This is a genomic window from Rhodococcus sp. MS16 (assembly GCF_013277795.1).
GTDB lineage: Bacteria > Actinomycetota > Actinomycetes > Mycobacteriales > Mycobacteriaceae > Rhodococcus_F > Rhodococcus_F globerula.
Genome location: NZ_VBTM01000005.1, coordinates 533,305 through 554,045, shown reverse-complemented (window position 1 = coordinate 554,045; position 20,741 = coordinate 533,305). Strand labels below are relative to the sequence as shown.

Annotated in this window: 15 protein-coding genes; 11 read left to right on the top strand and 4 right to left on the bottom strand. The window is 63.3% G+C overall.

The genetic code is table 11. The annotated features are described in order from the left end of the window. Nucleotides 1–30 precede the first annotated feature (30 nt). Together FEZ60_RS15425 and FEZ60_RS15420 are read right to left on the bottom strand one after the other, a co-directional pair. A complete protein-coding gene (locus tag FEZ60_RS15425) occupies nt 31–2,448 on the bottom strand; it encodes a LuxR C-terminal-related transcriptional regulator (protein ID WP_172936413.1) in 2,418 nt (805 codons plus the stop codon). Between the two features lie 13 nt (nt 2,449–2,461). Continuing rightward, nucleotides 2,462–4,090, bottom strand: coding sequence for an Hsp70 family protein (locus FEZ60_RS15420; protein WP_172936412.1), 1,629 nt, complete (start codon nt 4,088–4,090; stop codon nt 2,462–2,464). Nucleotides 4,091–4,397: 307 nt separating this feature from the next. Between FEZ60_RS15420 and FEZ60_RS15415 the strand changes: the two genes are divergently transcribed. The 5 genes from FEZ60_RS15415 to FEZ60_RS15395 all read left to right on the top strand — a co-directional run bounded on the left by FEZ60_RS15415 (nt 4,398) and on the right by FEZ60_RS15395 (nt 12,487). Continuing rightward, nucleotides 4,398–6,653 (top strand): IniB N-terminal domain-containing protein, encoded by a 2,256-nt coding sequence (locus FEZ60_RS15415; RefSeq protein WP_172936411.1) that lies wholly within the window; start codon nt 4,398–4,400, stop codon nt 6,651–6,653. Nucleotides 6,654–6,759: 106 nt separating this feature from the next. Further along, nucleotides 6,760–8,634, top strand: coding sequence for a dynamin family protein (locus FEZ60_RS15410; RefSeq protein WP_172936410.1), 1,875 nt, complete (start codon nt 6,760–6,762; stop codon nt 8,632–8,634). After that, entirely contained in the window at nt 8,631–10,103 is a 1,473-nt protein-coding gene (locus FEZ60_RS15405; RefSeq protein WP_172936409.1) for a dynamin family protein, read from the top strand. The genes FEZ60_RS15410 and FEZ60_RS15405 overlap by 4 nt, the downstream gene beginning before the upstream one ends. A gap of 104 nt (nt 10,104–10,207) precedes the next feature. Beyond that, nucleotides 10,208–11,791, top strand: coding sequence for an MFS transporter (locus tag FEZ60_RS15400; protein WP_095886848.1), 1,584 nt, complete (start codon nt 10,208–10,210; stop codon nt 11,789–11,791). Nucleotides 11,792–11,815: 24 nt separating this feature from the next. Beyond that, nucleotides 11,816–12,487: an NAD(P)H-dependent oxidoreductase gene (locus FEZ60_RS15395; protein WP_172936408.1), complete on the top strand. Its 672-nt coding sequence runs from the start codon at nt 11,816–11,818 to the stop codon at nt 12,485–12,487. Here the strand turns inward: FEZ60_RS15395 and FEZ60_RS15390 are convergent, their stop codons facing one another. Next, nucleotides 12,488–13,498 carry a TIGR03617 family F420-dependent LLM class oxidoreductase gene (locus FEZ60_RS15390; RefSeq protein ID WP_172936407.1) on the bottom strand — a complete coding sequence of 337 codons (1,011 nt, stop codon included), beginning with the start codon at nt 13,496–13,498 and terminating at the stop codon, nt 12,488–12,490. After that, complete coding sequence (locus tag FEZ60_RS15385) at nt 13,495–14,013, bottom strand: hypothetical protein (RefSeq protein WP_172936406.1); 519 nt, start codon at nt 14,011–14,013, stop codon at nt 13,495–13,497. The genes FEZ60_RS15390 and FEZ60_RS15385 overlap by 4 nt, the downstream gene beginning before the upstream one ends. A 251-nt stretch (nt 14,014–14,264) precedes the next feature. Between FEZ60_RS15385 and dnaK the strand changes: the two genes are divergently transcribed. From dnaK to FEZ60_RS15355, 6 genes are all read left to right on the top strand, one after another. Then, nucleotides 14,265–16,118, top strand: a complete 1,854-nt coding sequence (gene dnaK / locus FEZ60_RS15380; protein WP_033235710.1) for a molecular chaperone DnaK — start codon at nt 14,265–14,267, stop codon at nt 16,116–16,118. Next, nucleotides 16,115–16,720, top strand: a complete 606-nt coding sequence (grpE, locus tag FEZ60_RS15375; RefSeq protein ID WP_092802553.1) for a nucleotide exchange factor GrpE — start codon at nt 16,115–16,117, stop codon at nt 16,718–16,720. The genes dnaK and grpE overlap by 4 nt, the downstream gene beginning before the upstream one ends. 22 nt (nt 16,721–16,742) lie before the next feature. Next, nucleotides 16,743–17,918, top strand: a complete 1,176-nt coding sequence (gene dnaJ, locus FEZ60_RS15370; RefSeq protein ID WP_033235708.1) for a molecular chaperone DnaJ — start codon at nt 16,743–16,745, stop codon at nt 17,916–17,918. Then, nucleotides 17,918–18,325, top strand: coding sequence for a helix-turn-helix domain-containing protein (locus FEZ60_RS15365; RefSeq protein ID WP_033235707.1), 408 nt, complete (start codon nt 17,918–17,920; stop codon nt 18,323–18,325). The genes dnaJ and FEZ60_RS15365 overlap by 1 nt, the downstream gene beginning before the upstream one ends. Before the next feature lie 343 nt (nt 18,326–18,668). Beyond that, a complete protein-coding gene (locus tag FEZ60_RS15360) occupies nt 18,669–19,886 on the top strand; it encodes an ABC transporter substrate-binding protein (RefSeq protein WP_033235706.1) in 1,218 nt (405 codons plus the stop codon). Continuing rightward, nucleotides 19,883–20,740 carry a branched-chain amino acid ABC transporter permease gene (locus tag FEZ60_RS15355; protein ID WP_033235705.1) on the top strand — a complete coding sequence of 286 codons (858 nt, stop codon included), beginning with the start codon at nt 19,883–19,885 and terminating at the stop codon, nt 20,738–20,740. Before FEZ60_RS15360 ends, FEZ60_RS15355 begins: the two co-directional genes overlap by 4 nt. Nucleotide 20,741 lies beyond the last annotated feature (1 nt).

Below are 20,741 nucleotides of genomic sequence, written 5' to 3'. Positions count from 1 at the left end.
CTCGTTTGTGCCAGAAGGGTGAATATTCAGTTAATTCCGGTTCTGGGTCGTGAGGCTGCGCAGGACTACCAGGAGTTCTGAACGGGACTGCGCTCCGACTTTCCGCTTGATGCGCGCGACATGATGTTCGACGGTTTTCGCGGAGATGTAGAGGCGCTCACCGATTTCGCGGTAGGTGAGCCCGAGTACGACAAGTTCGGAGATCTGGTGTTCGCGCTCGGTCAAGGGCGAGTCGGGGAGTGCGTTGGCATCTTCTCTCGAGGAACCAGGCTCAGGTGTGTTGACCCGAAAGGAGCGCGCGAGCTGAAGCAACGTTGTTGCGGACTTGGTGTCGGGTGCCCGAAGCGCGGCCTCTCCCGCAAGGCGCGCAGCGTCCCACGAGTGACCGATTCGATTCAGAGTTCGTGCAGCGGTCTCGATTTCGTCGCCGCTCACCGTTCCTTGAAGGACAAGCAGCCATTGGCGGCCGGCTTCGGCGAGACCCGCGGAATACGAGTGGATCTTGGCTGATTCCGCGAGCGCACGCGCGTGCGGCAGCAGATCAGCCGGGGATTGTCCCAAAATCGCGGCCTGGACGCCGTACCAGTGAAACAGCGACGACCACAGCGGCGGATCGCCGAGCAGCCGTAGCAGATCCTGAGCCTCGTCGATGAGATGGTCGACGTGTTCCGTATCGCCGAGACGAACTGCGGCCAGCCACAATTCGCAGATCGGCAACAGATCGAGCAGATTGACGCTGCATTCGAAGAGGGTTCCCGACGCCCGAGACCACGTGCGACGCACGTCCTCGAGGTCCCCGAATCTCCGGGCGACACCCACTTCCAACGCTAGGAGAAACAATGTGTCGCGCTGGCCGAGGGAATCCGTGAGCGCTGATTCGGGGATGTCGGCGACGGGGTTTTCACTGCCGGCGAGCAGTGCTGCCCACGCGGCGAGAATCTGATGACGGGCCCACAGATGGCTGGATGTGTCGTGCGCCGGGGTTGCTTTCGCCAGAACGTCTCTAGCCCGATCATGTGCTCCGGTGTGCATGAGTGCAGTGGCGACGATGGCAGCAGGGGAGTCGGCCTGAAAGCGCGAAGCCCCAGGAGATCGAGGCAGTGTCAGCGCCCGGGACATCGTGTTGAGCGCAAGCGGAGGCGGCCCCGTCAGCGACTGCATGAGTCCACGGGCGAGCAGGCCGGTACCGGTACTGCCTGGCGATGGTGCGCCGCTGGTTCCGGCGAGCATCGCCGTGGCGTCGTCGATGCGGCCGGACGCGACGAGGAGGATCGCCCCGAATGCCGATTCCGCGTCTGCTCGCGCGGGGCCGAGCCACGCGTAGAGTTCTGCGCCGGAGGCGATCTGACCGCACACTGCGGATACCGCTGCTGAGATTCGCACTGCAACAGCTAGATCGGCGTCTTGTGCGCTCTGATCGCCGAGTATCGAATCTGTCAGGCTGACAGCGGTATCGAGGTCGCCGCGCGAGGCCGCGCACTCCGCGTGGTGCAGCATGGTTTCGGCAGAAGGGGATTCGATCACCGCAGCCCGCTGGTACAGATCGGCGGCCGTAGCGGAGGTGGCGCGCTTGGCGTGCTCGTAGAAGTGGTGTGCGATCCCCGGGTGACGTACTCCTGCATCAAAAAGTCGCACAGCGGTGTCGATATCGAGAACGCCCGCGTCGATGCGCCGGTCCAGTATTCGATCCAATGTCGCGCGCTCGGAGCCGACTCCGAGAGGATGCGCCAGTGATTCGACGATCGCGGGGGATTGCGCAGCAAACAGTCCCGTTCCCAGCGCGCGATCGAATGCGTCGCTCGGACCGCCGAGTTCCAGTTCGTCGGGCGCGAGATTGTGCACGATACTCGAGATGTGCAGAATCTCGCGTTGCCGGGCATCGAGCGCACCCACGGTGCGGGCGAAGTACCCCCGAAGTGCATCGTCGACGGTCTGACGCCCCCGAACCGGCGACCGAAGGGCCGCGTCGAGGGCACCGAAATGTCCACCCGACAAGAACTCGAGATCGCTGGCTTCGTCCGGCGCGAGTGAATGCCCGTACCCGTTCGCGAGTGCCTGAATATCCGAGCAGCGCAAGCGGTCCAGGTGGAGTACCGCACCTGACGCGGAGAAGTCGGCCGCAGTGTCGGCCAGACGCGGATCGACCATGTCCGTCGCCACGACGGCTGAGATGTTGGGGCGTCGCAGCGTTTCGAGAACCTTCGCAAGCTCGGCCGCGTCGAGGTCCAGCGCGTTGTCGATCAAGAGAACGGTATCGGGCCCACGGTCGTCTCCGGTGAAATCGGCTGTCACGACGACGGCTTCGCGGCCGATCAAGCGTCGGTGCACCGCTGCGACAAGTTGCGGCCGAGCACTTGCACCGGAACCGGTGACAAACAACCTCAGCGGTTCGGCCTCCAGGTCGATAGTGCTCAGAAGGTCACGGATATAAGGAGATTCACTGTTCACGACGCAGCCTCGGCTATCCGACGGGAAAGCGTGGGATGGCCGTTGGCAGTGTCAGTTGGTCCGGGAATTGCGGCGCGACAACAACGGGAAGCTCCGGAACCTCGAACGCCGGGACCTGTGGAATCTGAAATGGCGAACCGGAGTCGACGTTCTGCTGGGCGGTCGTGGGATCGGAGTTCGGCTGCGCGGCAGCAGGTGGGTCTGTGGCTACTGGTGCGGCGGGCGCACCCGTTCCGGCAGCCCCCGTCGTCGCGACGCCCACAGATCGGGTGCCGGGGGCGGGCGACCCGGTGACGGCGACGGCCGCGCCCGTCGACGGCGCGGCGTCGGCCACCGGTTCGGAGCCCGATGGCGCGCTCGGGTTGGACACTGTTGCGGAAGTAGGGGATTCGATACTCGGGTCGGCGGAACTCGAAGCGGGTTTGATCTTGTCCACGGCGGTACCGATTCCGAGTCCACCAGCCGCGAGGATCGCACACGCGCCGACGACAGCTGCGACGATGCCCACTCGGGACGAGCGCCGCGCCGCCGATGTGGCCTCGGGGTCCGAAGTAACAACAATCGGTGTCGAGAATGCTGGAACGGGAATCGGTTTCGGCTGCGAATGTTCGACGGCAGTAGCGGTATTTCCTATTGCGGTTGCGCGAGTTGCAGCTCCGGCCGCCGCGCAGGATCGTGGATCCGGTGCGGCGATCATCGGTACTCGGAGTTCGGACGACAACAGTTCCGCGACCAGTGGGATGGACGAGCTACCGCCCGCGAGAACAACATGACTGACGTCGTTCGACTCGACACCGGCTGATCGCATCGCCTCGTGTACCAAGGCAACCGATCGTGTGATCGCGGGACGGAGTAAGTCTTCGAGTTCGGACCGGACAAGGCGTAGGTTGTGGGAGCCGCCGGGAAGATCAACGTGGACAACCGTTTCGGTATCGAACGACAGCTCTTCCTTGGCCTCGCGAGCGTGGACACGAAGCGCTGTCAAGGCTTCGAGAGTCTCCGGCACGGACGTGTCGATGTGTGTATCGCGGTCGAATTCGGTGAGTAGATGCATGGTGACAAGCTGATCGAACTCGTCGCCGCCGATGTCGTCGGAGTGCAGGGGCTTGCCGACGATCGTGGTATTTCCACCGGTGGTGGTCACGACAGTGATGTCGAGCGATCGGGCACCGAGATCGAAGACCACGGTGAGCCCATCCGAATCGGGGTGACCGCAAGTGCGTAACCAGTCCACCACGGCAATCGGCTCCGCGACCAGCGTCGTATCTACCGGGGTGGCGTCGTGAATCATTTTGGTAGACAGAGCGTTTTCCAATGCCGAAACCGCGTGACGGCTCCACCAGGCGGGATGGGCGATGACAACGTGGCTCGGCTGGTCGTGATCAGCAAGAGCGTCGCGCATCAGCGTCGTAATCGCTACCGCGGTGAGGTCCTCGCCGCGATGTGGGGTCCCGTCGGCGGAGAACAGCGGAACCGGGTCACCCACGCGTTCCACGAAATCGGTGAAGACGCTGCTCGGGTCCAGTTGAACGACACTCTCGCTCCGCACGGTACGTCGGGAGCTTGCGGGGGCGTCGTCGAGTTTGTCGACGACGGCCACCAGAGTTGTCGAGCCGATACCGATGCCGAGCCCTGCCTCCATGAAAGTGAACTCCTCGGTAGTGGATGGTCGAACGCCCGTCGCAGTTGTCTGCAATGTCGGGATGAAGGACGGGTTTGTTACTCCCCGGAGGCTCCTCGCTGCGAAGTAGGGGAGCGATCCCCTATCGGGGGCAAATCCCCTAACGCCGATACCGGGGGATTCTCTCTGCGGTCTGCAGTAGGAGTGGGGGCGTTCCCCGTTGGGGTCGGCGCTCGATCGACTTAGCGTTGACGGCAGTCGATTCGCATGCAGCGAAGCACCATCCGCTCGAACCGCGATACACACCAAGATTTCAGGAGAACCCATCATGGCTACCAATGCCGTACTCGAATTCATTCTCGGTCTGTTGCGTGACGACGAGGCCGCCGCTCAGTACTGCGCAAATCCCGTCGCAGCACTCAATGCAGCCGGCCTGTGCGAGGTGAGTCCTGCCGACATCGTCGCCGTTGCACCTCTTGTTGCCGAGTCCGGGCTTTTTGCCGGAGCGGGCGCTGACCTGTCCGCGATCGTCAACGCCGGAACCCAGGCAGCCGGAGCACTCGGCGGCACCCTGGGCGGCGGACTGGGCGGCGGACTGGGCGCTGGCCTCGGTTTGGGAGGCAGCGTCGGTCTCGGCGCGGGAGCCGGATTGGGTCTCGGCGGCGCGCTTGGTGGTGAGTTCGGTGGTGGCATAGACGTCGCCGGTGATTTTGCCGCGGCACTGAGCGCTGCCCTCGCAATCGGTGGCGACATCAGTGCGCAGCTCGGAGCCGCTTTTGGTGGCGTCATCGAAGCTGGTCTGGGGCTTGGCTCGGCTGTTGATCTGGAGGGCGTTCTCGATATCGGAGCTCAGCTCAGTGCGGCTCTGAGTGGGGCGCTGGGTGTGGGCGGTTCCCTCACCGCTGAGTTGGGTGCGGCGCTGGATGCTGCGATCGCAGCAGCCGGTGGGCTGGACCTGGCGGCCGGGCTTTCCGGAGCGTTGGCGCCGGTGTTCGCGGTCGGTGGGGATATCGGTTCGGGCCTCGGTCTGGCGCTCGGTGGGGTGCTCGACGGTGCCGCTAGCCTCGACGGACTCCTCGCTCTCGGCGGTGGGTTGGGTGCCGGCCTGTCAGGCGCACTCGAATCGGCGTTGGCGCTCGGTGGTGGCATCGACGTCGCCGGTGATCTTGCCGGTGCTCTGGGCGCGGCGCTCGGATTCGGTGGGGACATCAGCTCGCAGCTCGGAGCTGCTTTTGGCGGAGTCCTCGAAGCTGGTCTCGGTCTCGGTTCCGTGGTTGATCTGGGGGGAGCTCTCGACGTCGGAGCTCAGCTCAGTGCGGCTCTGAGTGGGGCACTCGGAGTGGGTGGCTCTCTGACGACCGAGTTGGGTGCGGCTCTGGACGCTGCGATCGCCGCGGCCGGTGGACTGGACTTGGCGGCCGGACTTTCCGGAGCATTGGCACCGGTGTTCGCGGTCGGTGGGGATATCGGTGCGGACCTCGGTCTGGCGCTCGGCGGAGTGCTCGACGGCGCCGGGAGCCTCGACGGGCTTCTCGCACTCGGCGGCGGATTGGGCGCAGAGCTGTCGGGCGCACTGGAATCGGCGTTGGCACTGGGCGGCGGAATCGATCTCGGCGGCGATCTGAGCGCTGCCTTGTCCACTGCACTCGCGGCCGGCGGATCGATCGGCACCGACCTCGGAGCGTCTCTCGGCGGCACTCTCGGAGCATTGACGGACGTCAGCGCACTGACCGGGCTGGCCGGCAATCTTGATCTCGGCGCCGTACTCAGCGGGGCGCTGACAAGCGCACTGGGAGTGGGCGGCAGTCTCGACACCGGGGTGGAAGCTGCATTGGCAGGCGCTCTGGATTCAGCTCTGGCTCTCGGCGGCGGACTCGACCTCGACGCCGTGCTTGGCGGGAGCGCGGATCTCGGAACCGAGCTTTCCACGGTGCTGTCCGGTGCTCTGGGCGGCGGAGGATCGGTCGGAGCAGACCTCGGCGGCGCACTCGGCGGCGTGTTGAACGGATCCACAGGCTCGGCAATCGGCGGCGACGCCGTCGCAGGGCTTGGTGCGTCGTTGGATGCAGCACTGAACGCCGGCGGATTCGATACCGGTTCGATCGGCGCAACCCTGCCCAGCCTCGACCTGGGGGCCGTGAACCTCGGTTCCGTCAGCGCGGATCTGCCTGAACTCGATCTCGGCAGCTTCTCGGCCGAAGGGCTGGATATCGGCGGGGTCAGCGCGGGCCTGAACTCGACGGTTGGCGGCGTGCTTGACGCAGGTGCCGGTCTCGATGCAACAGCCGGTCTCGACGCGGTCACTGACGCGGCGACGCAGATCGGTGGCTCGCTCGAGGGCGCACTTGGCGGTTCAGGTGCACTCGGTGGATCGTTCGATGGTGGTCTTGGTGGTTCATTCGACGGTGGTCTTGGTAGCTCGACCAACCCCTGGTCGTCGATCGACGCCAGTGACGCATTCGGAACCGGATCAAGCGGCTCCCTTGACGCTGATTCCTCGGAGTCGTTGTTCGCGCCGGACTCGGTTGCCGACGTTGTCGAGCAGGTCGATCCGCTGGCAGTACTCGACAACCTGCACCCCTGAGTCAGCGGGTACGGAAACGGACTGATGTAACAATTCCGGCCCTGCGTGCGCTAAGCGTGCAGGGCCGGAATTGCCGAATCGGAAGAACTGCGAGTCGACGGAACACATGGAAACTGCAGCGGATCAGGTCAGCAGTCGTAAGGCACGCGTCGCGTCGGCGGCCGCGTCGTTGCTCGATCGAACGGCGGTACTTGCGAGAGATATCGATCGATCCGATCTGGTCGCACGCGCCGAGAGCGCGCTGGTGCGCGTCACCGATCCCCGGATTCGCATCGTTGTCGTAGGCCCGCTCAATCAGGGCAAGAGCCAGTTCGTGAATTCGCTGCTCGGTTGCGACGTGTGTTCCGTCGGAGACGACGAGACAACGGCCGTTGCGACGGTAGTTCAGTACGGGGAAACCGCTGGTGCAGAGCTGGTTCTGGCCGAACCTGGTGGTGAACCTCGGAGAGTCCCGCTCCCGCTCGACGAGTTGCTCGGCATTACACCGGCAACACCGCGTGCCGACGGACGGGAAGTCCTCCGCATCGACGTTTCCGTTCCGAGCCCGCTGTTGGCCGACGGGCTGGTCTTCATCGACACACCGGGCGTCGGAGGGCACGGAAATCCGCATGCTGCTGGAACTTTGGGACTGATTACGTCGGCAGATGCGGTGCTGGTGCTCTCGGATTCCAGTGCGGAGTTCACCGAGCCTGAAGTCGCGTTCATCCGGCAGGTCCTGAATCTGTGCCCCGTTGTTGCCGGTCTTGTCAGCAAGACGGATCTGTACCCTCACTGGCGTCGGATTGTCGACGCAAATCATGGTCACCTGCAACGCGCCGGCCTCGAGCTTCCGCTGATTCCGATATCTTCCGTCCTGCGATCACATGCGCTGCGCTTGGACGACCGGGAACTCGATGCGGAATCCGGATTCCCCGACCTCTATCAGTTCTTGCGGGACAAGGTTGTTGCGCGCGGCGAGGCAAATACGCGGCGAGCGGTGGTGATGGACGTGCAGTCCATTGCCGCCCACTTGTCGCTGGAAATGGGCAGTGAGCTTGCAGCGCTGCGTGATCCGTCGACGGCGCAAGCAGCAGTGGCCGGGTTGCATCGGGCCAGGGAGGTCGCAGAAGAACTGCACAAGAAGACATCCCGCTGGCAGCAGAGCCTCGGCGACGGAATCGCCGATCTCGCGGCAGATATCGATCACGACCTGCGTGATCGCCTGCGCCGCGTCACCCGAGCGGCCGAGGAAACCGTCGACGAGTGTGACCCGGGCAAGGACTGGGATGCCGTCGGGAGTTGGCTCGAGCAAGAGATCGCCACAGCCATCGGAGATAACTTCGTCTGGGCACATGATCGTGCGCAGTGGTTGGCGGAGGTAGTGGCCGAACACTTCGCCGAAACCGGTGACGTGGCGCTGCCGCAGATCGACCTTGCCGACACCGACGCTTTCCTCGAACCTGTTGCGGCGCTGTCGGATCTCGAATCCGGCCGTATCGGCATCACGCAGAAAGTTCTGGTGGGCATGCGCGGTTCGTACGGTGGCGTCCTGATGTTCGGGCTGATCACCACGATGATGGGTATGGCGTTGGTGAATCCGATCTCGATCGGTGCCGGAGTTCTGCTTGGCACCAAGGCTTATCGTGAAGACAAGCAGACACAGGTGCTGAAGCGCCGGGCCGATGCAAAGTCGGCGATCAGGCGCTACGCGGACGACGTGAGTTTCCAGGTGGGCAAGGAATCGAAAGACCGGCTCCGCCTGGTGCAGCGGCTCCTGCGTGATCATTTCACCGACATCGCCGAGCAGGCTTTGCGATCGATCAACGAATCGTTGCGAGCGACGCAGGAGGCGGCCAAATTGGAATCGAGCGAGCGGGCAGGACGTATCGCGCAGCTCGAGGAGAATCTGCGTGCGGCAGAGGAATTGACCACGCGTGCCGGATCGTTGGTCGGCGAGCGAGTACCGGCCGGCCGGTCTCGGAAGGCTGAGGTCGGAGCATGAATGTCACCGCCACGGAGTCGGCGCGCACGTTGATCGAGCAGGCGCGAGGATTTTATCTCGACAGCCCGGAACTCTGTGCTCAATTGGACGAGTGCGCGGCGCGGTTGGACGAGCCGCTGCGGGTAGCTCTGGCTGGTTCGCTCAAGGCCGGTAAGTCGACGCTTCTCAATTCTCTTGTCGGGCAGGATATTGCACCGACTGATGCAACCGAATGCACACGAGTTGTCACCTGGTATCGAAACGGCACGACGCCGAAGGTAAGCGCTACGGACTCCAGCGGCACTGAGTTCCACATACCGGTGGCACGCAACAGTGGCCGGCTGACGTTCGATCTGGGTGAGCGAACATCCGAGATCGTCGATCGAATCGACGTGGAGTGGCCGTCGTCGGCGCTGGCGCGCATGACGATCATCGATACACCAGGCACGTCGTCGCTGTCCACCGACGTGTCGGCCCGGACGTGGAAAGCCCTCGTTCCCGACGACGGGGTGCCGGGCGCTGATGCCGTCGTGTATTTGCTGCGGGCGCTGAATGCGACTGACCTGCAGTTCTTGACGAAGGTTGCCGAACACGTCGGTGGTGAATCAGGTCCGCTCGGTGTGATCGGAGTGCTCTCGCGCGCGGACGAAGTGGGCGCAGGCCGAATGGACGCGATGGCGTCGGCCGACGATGTGGCGGGACGGTTTGCCGAGGAACTCGGCCGCTCGGGCCTGTGCCAGTCGGTGGTGCCGGTCGCCGGACTGTTGGCACTGGCTGCCCGAACTTTGCGGCAGAGCGAGTTTGCCGCGTTCGCGGCGCTTGCCGAGGTGCCTGCAGCCGATCTGAGCTCGGCGATGCTGTCGGCGGATCGTTTTGTCCGCGAAGACAGTTCGCTGCCGGTCGATGCGGCGATGCGGGCTCAGTTGGTGGAACGGTTCGGGCTGTTCGGGATTCGGCTGGCGGTGACGTCGGTCAAGTTGGGTGTCGGCGATTCTCCCACGCTGGCAGCGGAATTGCTCCGCCGCAGTGGATTGGACGAGTTGCGTCGGGTGATCGACGTTCAGTTCGGCCAGCGCGCCGACCAACTCAAATCCCATACAGCGCTGGTGACACTGAGCCGACTGCTCGAACGCAATCCGCGCGAGAACACTGCACCGATCGCAGCGTCGGCGGCGCGACTCCTCGCCGACGTGCACGGTTTTCGCGAACTACGGCTGCTCGGGCGGCTCGGATCGGTTCACACCGATCTCTTGCCGGACGATCTCGCAGCGCTGCAGCGATTGATCGGTGGCCACGGAATCAGAACGCACGAGCGCTTGGGGGCGGCAGAAGGGGAGAGCCTCGATGCTCAGCGCGCCCAGGCCGCAGACGCAGCGCAGCGGTGGCGCACATTGTCGTCGCACCCACTGTTCGATCAGTTCACAGCGAGAGCGTGTCAGGTCGCAGCGCGCAGTGCGGAAGGTGTACTCGCGGAAATCGTGGCCGAATAGGGATGTCATTAGTCCTGCGCGAGCGAGCTGACGGATCTATGTTGAGTTCGGAATGATCCGGACAAAACGCCTGGTTCGGATTCGGCCTCGTTGGGAGCAGCCCTATGTCGAACGACATCACGTCGAAGTCTCCGGATCGTGCCACGTACGTACTCGGCACACTCATTCTGGTTGCGGCGGTGGCAAACCTCAATCTGTCGGTGGCCAATGTTGCCCTGCCTGACATCGGCAAGGCGTTTGACGCGAGTCAGACGCAACTCAATCTGATAGCCGTCGGGTATTCACTGGGATTGGCAGGCACAGTCCTGTATCTCGGTGCTGTCGGTGACCGGTACGGCCGCAAGATGCTCCTGGTGACGGGTATGGCGTTGTCGATTCCGGCGTCACTCGTCGCGGGGTTTGCAGGCGGCTTCGAAGTATTGTTCGCGGCCCGCATCGTCGGTGGTATCTCGGCGGGCTTGGCGTTCCCGACAACGCTGGCGATCATCACGGCACTGTGGGCGGGGCCGGCGAGGACCAAGGCGATCGCGATGTGGTCTGCGATCGGTGGCGCGATTTCGGCTCTCGGTCCGATCGTTTCCGGGGCATTGCTCGAGAAATTCGATTGGGGCTCGGTCTTTTTCGTGACCCTCCCGTTGGCTCTCCTGGCCTTGGTGTGCGCGGTGATTCTGGTTCCCGCCCATGTCAACGAGACCACCGATCCGGTTGATCATCTCGGCGGAATCGTGTCGGTCGTTTTCATCGGGGCGCTGGTGTTGTCCATCAACTTCGCACCGGTCAAGGGCTCCGGAACAATGGCGTTGGTTCTGGGCGCGATCGCACTGGTCGCCGGTATCGGGTTCTTCCTGCAACAACGACGCGCGGTCAATCCACTGTTCGACCTCCACGTAGCCGCTCGTCCCACCTTCTGGGTAGCGGCCGTTGGCGGCTTGGTGGTGTTCGGTTCGCTCATGGGCGCAATGTTCATCGGCCAGCAGTTCCTGCAGAACGTACTGAGTTACTCGACGCTGGCGGCGGGTGCGGCCATCATTCCGGCCGCTCTGGCGATGGTGATCGTTGCGCCGCGGTCGGCGACGATGATCGAAAGGTACGGCGCCCGTGTCACTCTGCTCTCCGGTTACCTGTTTGTGGTTCTCGGATTGTTTGTCGCGCTGTTCATGTGGAACGAAAGCACACAGTACTGGCAGGTCGCGCTCGCCTACGCGCTTGTCGGTATCGGCGTCGGCCTGGCCGGCACACCGGCATCGCGTTCCCTCACCGGGTCCGTTCCCGTACACCGCGCAGGTATGGCGTCGGGTACCTCGGATCTGCAACGCGACCTGGGAGGCGCCATCATGCAGTCCATTCTCGGTGGAATACTCACGGCCGGGTACGCAAAATCGTTGGGGAATGCGATCTCGTCATCGCCGGAAGCATCCCAGGTAACCCCCGAAACTCAGGCCGCACTCACCAAATCGTTCTCCAGCGCCGAAGTTCTGGCAGAGCGCTACCCGCAATACGCGGATCAGATCATGACCGCCGCCAAAAGCGCCTTCCTGGACGGCGATACCAAGGCCTACATTGCGGCAATCATCATCGTGTGCGTCGGCGGTCTTGTCGTGACGTTCTTCTATCCGCACCGCGAGCGCGAGCGTGTACTGCTGGCGCAGTACGCGGCGGAATCCGATCTCGCAGAGGAGAAGAGTTGAGCGCGCTCTGGTACTGATGGAAGGATGCCACAGCTACTACACATCGATTCGTCAGCCGACCTTCACACGTCGACGTCCCGTGAACTCACCGCGTTGTTCGCTCAGACGTGGGCCGAGATCAGCCCTGAACATGAGGTAGTCGGGTTGGATCTGCACCGGGATCCGCTGCCACACCTCTCGGACGCGGCCCTGCACTACGCACAGCGGCTGCGAGTGGCTGGAGAGCGTCCGGATGCCGACGCAGAAGCGCTGCAGGGTCGGGTCATCGAGCAACTCGCTGCTGCGGATGTTGTCGTGATCGGTGCACCGATGTACAACTGGTCGATCCCGTCCACGTTGAAGGCGTGGATCGATTACGTGCATGTCCTGGGAACGACTGTGCCTTTTGATACGCCGCCTGCTGGAACTTCTGCTCAGCCCATGGCGGGTAAGCCGGTGGTGATCGTGTCCAGTCGCGGAAACACCTATGCGCCGGGTTCCGGGAACGAAGGCGATGACCATACCGTGCCGCCGCTCGTTCAGGTGTTGGGTGTTTCGATGGGTATGAACGTCAGCGTTATCACCGCGGAACTGACTTTGGCGCAGCGTATTCCGCCCATGGCACCGCTGATCGAGCAGGGGAAGATCAGCCTGAGCGCTGCCCGTGATTCGTTGATCGATCTTGCCCGCACGTTGGGGCGCGATCAGGCGGCGTGATCAGGACTGGGCGAGCGCCGAGATCATCGACGCCACATCTGCCGGATCCGCGTCGTAACCCGGGAAATAGCAACATACTTCGGTGGCATGATTTCCGAATCGTCGCCGGATTTCGGTAGCGCATTCTTCCGGTGTGCCGACGACAGCAAGTGTTGTCAGCATGGGATCGGTTATCAGTGACGCCATTTCGGCGTACCCGCCTCGTTTGGACAGCGCGTTGAGCTGGGGCTGTACGTCGCCCCAACCTTCGATGTCGAGCACGGGCCGGTAGGCAGGGGTCGAGCCGTAGAACGAGAGCAGGCTGCGGACTCCGCGGGCCGCTGCATCCAGTTGCTCGCCGCCACGTCCGACGCCCACGATCACCTGCGGGATGATCGTGAATTCCTCTCGGGTTCGGCCGGATTCGTGGAGGCCGGCGTCGACGGCCGGCAGGGTTCGCTCGAGGAAATGGCGCTCGGAGTGGAACGGCATGACCAGCAGACCGTCGGCCACTGCCGCCGAGGTTCGCGTCATGATCGGCCCGAGTGCGCCCATCAGAATCTGCGGGCGACCGAACGGGGTGGGGCCGGGGTTGAAGGTGGGCGGCATCAGGGTGTGGGTGAAGAACTCGCCACGGAAGTTCAAGGGAGTTCCGTGTTCCCACGCGTCGAAGATCGCGGTGATCGCGCTGACGGTTTCCCGCATGCGCGCCGCCGGCCGCGACCACGTTGCGCTGTAGCGCTTCTCGATGTGCGGTTTGATCTGCGAACCGAGCCCCAAGCGGAACCGTCCCCGGCTGAGAAGTTGGAGATCGTTCGCGGAATGTGCCAGGTGCATCGGGCTGCGGGGGAGCGCGATGGCGACATTGGTCATGAGGTCCAACTCCACCGACGACGCGGCTTCCACGAGCGGGAAGAAGACGTCGTGTGGGCCTTCGAACGTGAAAAGCCCACCGGCGCCGGTCTGGGCAAGTTCGCGACTGCGGGCGGCCCCGTTGCCGGGTGCGGAGTCGAGCTGAATGTGAACTTTCATCGGCGCAGGCCGGTGATCGCCGCTACCGCTACAAGTGCGCAGTACAGGAGTGGTCCCCAACCGAGTACGGCGCTCACGTCGTCGGCGCCCGAGACCAATGACCGGAATCCCAGGCCGGCGGCAATCCCCAGTACGCCCATCACCGCGCCCACGATCCGCGCGGAAGACTTCCGGGCAGACAACAGTTGCACTGTCAGAAGCGTGAACAGAAGTAGAAGGACAGCAGCGGCGACACTGCCGATCAGGACGACGGTGACCGCGTCGGAGATGTCGGTTGCCGAGTAATCGGGATTGTCCCGCGCGATCGACGCCTCTAGTGCGCTACGGATCTCGGTCAGGTTCACGATCATGATCGCGGCGATTGTCAGGAGTACAACGACGGACCCCGCCCAGGCTGCCATCGAGACTTTTGGTGTTCGGTGAGGCGAGTGCTGGTGCAGCGGACGGATCGAGACTGCGGGCCTCGCGGGACTGGGGCGCGTACCGGTGCTGGGAGAATTGTCGGGATCCGTCACGGGCCGATCGTAACCAGTCCGGGTGATCCGGAGCACATTTCGGAAATTTCTCGGAGGCTGGGAACAAATTTACCGGTGTTGTAGTTGACTATTTCGACAAGCTTGAGCGCCCCCGGCTCAACTTCGAGTTGACTCTCAGCCTCGGTTGAGGGCAAACTTGAGCGGAGGACGCTCACCAAGCGAAAAACGCGCGGTCATGGCCGAGATCAAGCACTCGGACAGAGCACCGCAGAACGAAAGGTAGGAACACTATGGCTCGTGCAGTCGGTATCGACCTCGGTACGACCAACTCGGTAGTAGCAGTGCTGGAGGGCGGCGAGCCCGTAGTGGTCGCCAACTCCGAAGGCTCGCGTACCACGCCGTCCGTCGTCGCATTCGCAAAGAACGGCGAGGTCCTCGTCGGCCAGCCTGCGAAGAACCAGGCGGTCACCAACGTCGATCGCACCCTCCGCTCCGTCAAGCGCCACATCGGCACCGACTGGAATGTCGAGATTGACGGCAAGAAGTACACGCCGCAGGAAATCAGCGCTCGCACGCTCATGAAGCTCAAGCGTGACGCAGAGGCTTACCTCGGCGAAGAAATCACGGATGCCGTGATCACCGTCCCCGCATACTTCGAGGACGCACAGCGTCAGGCCACCAAGGAAGCCGGCCAGATCGCCGGCCTCAACGTTCTCCGTATCGTCAACGAGCCCACCGCGGCTGCACTGGCATACGGCCTGGACAAGGGTGACACCGAGCAGACCATTCTGGTCTTCGACCTCGGTGGCGGCACCTTCGACGTCTCCCTGCTGGAAATCGGCGACGGCGTCGTCGAGGTTCGCGCAACCTCCGGTGACAACCACCTCGGTGGCGACGACTGGGACGAGCGCATCGTCTCCTGGCTCGTCGACAAGTTCAAGGCTCAGAACGGCATCGATCTGACCAAGGACAAGATGGCCCTGCAGCGTCTGCGTGAGGCTGCGGAGAAGGCGAAGATCGAGCTCTCCAGCTCGCAGAGCACCTCCATCAACCTCCCGTACATCACGGTCGACGCGGACAAGAACCCCTTGTTCCTCGACGAGCAGCTCACGCGTAGCGAGTTCCAGAAGATCACCTCTGATCTCCTCGACCGCACCCGCGCGCCGTTCCAGGCCGTGATCAAGGACAGTGGCATCTCCGTCAAGGACATCGACCACGTTGTTCTCGTCGGTGGCTCCACCCGTATGCCGGCTGTCTCCGACCTGGTTCGCGAGATGACCGGTGGCCGTGAGCCCAACAAGGGCGTCAACCCGGACGAGGTTGTGGCCGTCGGTGCTGCTCTGCAGGCCGGTGTTCTCAAGGGTGAGGTCAAGGACGTTCTGCTCCTCGACGTCACACCGCTCTCGCTCGGTATCGAGACCAAGGGTGGCGTGATGACCAAGCTCATCGAGCGCAACACCACCATCCCAACCAAGCGCAGTGAAACCTTCACCACGGCTGACGACAACCAGCCTTCGGTGCAGATCCAGGTGTTCCAGGGTGAGCGCGAGATCGCTTCGCACAACAAGCTTCTCGGCTCCTTCGAGCTCACGGATCTGCCGCCCGCACCGCGTGGCGTCCCGCAGATCGAGGTCACCTTCGACATCGATGCCAACGGCATCGTGCACGTGACCGCGAAGGACAAGGGCACCGGCAAGGAAAACACGATCAAGATCCAGGACGGCTCCGGTCTGTCCAAGGAAGAGATCGAGCGCATGGTCAAGGACGCCGAGGCTCACGCCGAGGAAGACAAGGCCCGCCGCGAAGAGGCAGAGGTCCGCAACCAGGCCGAGTCGCTGGTCCATCAGACGGAGAAGTTCGTCAAGGAACAGCGTGACGGCGAGAACGCGGGCAAGGTCTCCGAGGAGATCCTGACCAAGGTCGAGGCAGCGATCAAGGACGTCAACGACGCCCTCGCAGGCACCGACATCTCGGCAGTGAAGACCGCCGTGGAGAAGCTGGGCACCGAGTCGCAGGCTCTTGGCCAGGCAATCTACGAGGCCTCCGCAGCCAGCGAAGCCGGAAACACCGACGGCGCAGGCAATGACGACGACGTCGTCGATGCCGAGGTTGTCGACGAGCCTTCCGACTCGGACAAGAAGTGACCTCGGACAACTCCGAGAACAACCCGGTCGACCCCGAGACCGGTGCACAGGGAGAGGCGGCCGGCGAAGGCCGGCCGCCGCTCGACTCGGAAGACACAGGGGTAGTGCAGGAAGCCGAGGCCATCGTGGAAGAAGCGACGTTGGCTGACCAGTTGGCAGAACGCACTGCAGACCTGCAGAGCTTGCAGGCACAGTTCATGAACTACAAGCGCCGCGTCGACCGCGACAAGCAGGTCGACATCGCCAACGCGAAGGCCTCCGTAGTGGGAGTGCTCGTCCCGATCCTCGACGATCTGGATCGCGCTCGTGCACACGGAGACCTCGAAGAGGGTCCGCTGCGAGCCCTCGCGGACAAGCTCAACACCACCCTCACGGGTCTGGGTTTGAGCGAGTTCGGCGCCGTGGGAGACGCTTTCGATCCCGAACTGCACGAAGCTGTGCAGCACGAAGGTGAAGGAGCCGACCCGGTCCTGAGTGTGGTCATGCGTAAGGGCTACAAGTTCGGTGACCGCGTCCTGCGACACGCGATGGTAGGCGTTGCCGATCGAGTGGGCGAGCAGCCTGCCGACGGCAGCGCAGGCGCAGAAGAAGAATCAAAGTAACAGCGAGAGGAGGAGACGCCCAGTGAGTCAACGGGAGTGGATCGAGAAGGACTTCTACAAGGAGCTGGGCGTCTCGTCCTCAGCTTCGGCCGACGAGATCAAGAAGGCGTATCGCAAGCTGGCTCGGGATCTGCATCCCGATGCCAACCCCGACGATCCCAAGGCCGAAGAGCGCTTCAAGGCTGTCAGTGAAGCGAACACGATCCTGTCGGATCCGGAGAAGCGCAAGGAATACGACGAAGCCCGAAGGCTCTTTGCCAGTGGCGGATTCGGCCCCCGGGCGCAAGGCGGCGGTGGCGGATTCAACCCCGGCGCCGGCGGCTTCGACATCAACGACCTGTTCGGCGGCGGTGCCGGCGGTCAGGATTCAGGTCTCGGCGACATCTTCGGTGGATTGTTCAACCGCGGCGGCGCCGGTCAGCGAACCTCGTCCGCTAATCGTCCGCGTCGGGGCAAGGATCTCGAAACCGAAACCACACTCGGGTTCCGCGAAGCGGCGCTCGGTGTCACGGTTCCGCTGCGGATCACCAGCCCGGCATCGTGCACCACGTGCCACGGCAGCGGCGCAAAGCCGGGCACCAGCCCGCGAGTGTGCCCGCACTGCAACGGAACCGGTGTCATCAACCGCAACCAGGGTGCCTTCGGATTCAGCGAGCCGTGTGACGATTGCCGGGGAACCGGTTCCATCATCGACTCGCCCTGCGAGGACTGCCACGGCAGCGGCGTCACCAACCGCACCCGCACCATCACGGTGCGCGTGCCGTCCGGCGTCAGTGACGGTCAGAAGATCAGGCTCAAGGGCAAGGGTGAAGCGGGACTCCGCGGCGCTCCCGCCGGCGACCTGTTCGTCAACATCCGGGTGCGTCCCGACTCCGTGTTCGGGCGCAACGGCGACGACCTCACGGTCACCGTGCCGGTGAGCTACGGCGAACTGGTTCTCGGTACCACACTGTCGGTACCGACGCTGGAAGGCCGTGTCGGCGTCAAGGTTCCACCAGGAACTGTGGACGGGCGTGTTCTGCGGGTTCGCGGACGCGGCATCCCGAAGCGGCCTGAAGGAGCCGGCGATCTGCTGGTCACTGTCAAAGTGTCTGTCCCGCAGAAGCTGGACGACGCGGCGATCGAAGCGCTCGAGACCTATCTCGAAGCAGAGAAGGCGAGCGGATTTGATCCACGGGCCGGGTGGGCCGGTGTGTGATGACCGAGCAGCCGAAGAATCAGAGAGACGTATCGCTTGACCCCGATGCTCAGATCTTCGTAATTTCCGTGGCCGCCGAACTGGCGGGCATGCATGCGCAGACCTTGCGCAACTACGACCGTCTCGGTTTGGTGACCCCGCACCGCACCACCGGTGGCGGGCGCCGTTACTCCCCGCGCGATGTTGCGCTTCTTCGTGAGGTGCAACGCCTTTCGCAGGATGAAGGCGTCAACCTTGCCGGAATCAAGCGGATCATCGAGCTGACAAATCAGGTCGAGGCTCTGCAGCATCGAGTTCGGGAAATGGCTGAAGAGATCGCCAAGGTCCATGCCGGCTACCGCCGGGAACTGGTGCCGATACCGCGCAACAATGCGTTGGTGGTGTGGAAACCGCGTAATCAGCGGTAGCGCGTAGCAGCACGAACTTACGGCCCGGTGGCCTTTCGAATCACAGGATTCGCAAAGGTCACCGGGCCGTTTTGCTGCGTTCTTTTGATGATTTTCATGTACTTCCACCCAGCGGGAATTGCCCTGTCGAGACGGCCTGAATGTGCATAGCGTTCGCCTGGATGGCCCGTTTGACGTTAGCCAGATCACATCCTATGCTTCGAACCCAAGCAACCGCTTGCTGGATTATCAAGCGGGTGCTTGGTCGACTGATGCCTAAAACGGGGTGTGTCCATCGGTCGGGCTAATTCCACGTCAGGTATTCGCCTGACGTTCGATACAAATGGGTTCTAGGAGTGCGGACATGAAACGTCGGCCTATTCTTGTGGCGGCAGTTGCTGCGACGGCGGCTCTGACTCTCGCGGGTTGCAGTGGCTCCACCGATTCGGAAGGCGGAGCAGACTCGCCCTACCGGGTTCTGCTGACCGGTGGTATCAGTGCTCAGGGCGTTCTGGCGGCGAACTCGCAGACGTCGCTGCTAGCGACCAAGGCCGGCGTCCAGGTCCAGAACGCGGCAGGCGGTATCGATGGTCGTCAGATCGAATTGACGACGGTGGACGATGCAGGCGACGCCACCATCGCGGTGACCAAGCTGCGCGAAGCGATCAACTCGGGCAACAAGCCGGACCTCTACCTGAACTCCGGTCCGTCATCCATCGCCGCTGCCGTGCTGCCGATCCTCAAGCAGAACAACATCCTGTCGATGAGCATGGCGCCCTCGCCCGATTCGACGGACCCCGCGAAGTTCCCGCTCAACTTCGACCTCGCACCCGGCGCGACGGATACCGCTCGCGGAATCTCCGAGTACGCAAAGACCAAGGGCTATACCAGTGTCGGAGTTCTGCACGGCAGCACCGCCTACGGTGAGCTCTTCGGCGAGGAGATGACAACCGAACTCGGCAATGCCGGGCTGAAGGCCGCCGGAAACGAAGAGTACGACGCTGCCGCTCTGGACATGACGGCGCAGTTGCAGTCGCTCAAGAACTCCGGGGCCACGGCCATTGCGTTGGACGCGTACGGCGCCCCGCTCGGATACGTCCTGCAGAGCCTCGAGCGTCTGGGCTGGGATGTACCACTGATCGGCAACACGTCGGTCTCCGCGACCAACCTCATCGCCAATGATCCGCCCGCCGGCGTCCTGGGCACTCCGCAGGTGAAGAACCTTGTGACGCAGGTCTTCACCAGCACGGTGTTCGATCCGAACAACGAACTGGTCAACACGATGGTGGACACGATGGCATCGTTGGGTTCCATCCCGTCCACGCTGATCCTCGCGGACAACTACGACGCGTTCCCCCTGGTTGCGGCCGCAGCGGAGAAGGCCGGAAGCTCGACCGACCCGAAGAAGCTTGCCGAAGCACTGGAAACCTCCGAGGTCCAGGAGAATGCCAAGACGGCGTTCCTCTCTCGCTACAATTTCAGTGCCGACAACCACGGTCCGAACCCGAATACCAGTGAGCTGCAGTTCATCAGCCCCACGAAGATCCTCAACGGCCAGTTCGGAAACCCGGCCGCCTCATGACAATTCTGTGGTCCGGGTTGGCGCTCGGCGCGGTCTACGTGCTCGTCGCCATCGGATACAACATCGTTTTCGTTTCCTCCAACACGTTCAACTTCGCTCAGGCTCAGCTGATGATGGTGGGCACGTTTGTCGCCTACACCGGGTTGGTCACTCTGAAACTCCCCGTTCTGGTGGTGGCGGTCATGGCCACGGTGACGGTGATGCTGTTGGCAGCAGTGGAGGAGATCATCGCGATCAGACCGGTCGCCGATCATCAAAATCAATTGGTGACAACACTCGGCGTTGCCACCCTGCTCAACGGTGCGACGCAGTTGATCTGGGGCAGTGAGCCTCTCACGGTTCCCTTCTTCGGCTCGAACGATCCCATCACCTTGCTCGGCGGCCGAACCTACCCGGTGGAGATCGCCCTGCTGGTCGCGGCGATCGCACTGGTCATCGGCTTGAGCTACGTCTCGAAGAAGACGATGACGGGCCTGGCCCTGATCGGAATCTCCGAAGACCGCGAGGCGGCGATGCTGCGCGGAGTCAACGTACGACGGCTGGCACTGGGAGCGTTTGCCTTCTCCGGTGCCTTGGCCGGAGTCCTCGGACTCCTGGTCGGTCCCAAGACGTTTGCGGTCGCGACGTTGGGTGCCGCGCTGGCACTGAAGGGGTTCGTGGCGTTGGCGATCGGCGGATTCGGTTCTCTGCCAGGTGCATTGATCGGCGGGCTGACCGTCGGTCTGGTGGAATCGTTCACCGCGCTGTGGGCGGGCAGCCAGTACAGCAATATCGCCGTCTTCACGGTGCTGATCGTCATCTTGATGGTCAAACCGGCCGGATTGTTCGGCAATGTCCGAGAACGGGTGGTGTGAA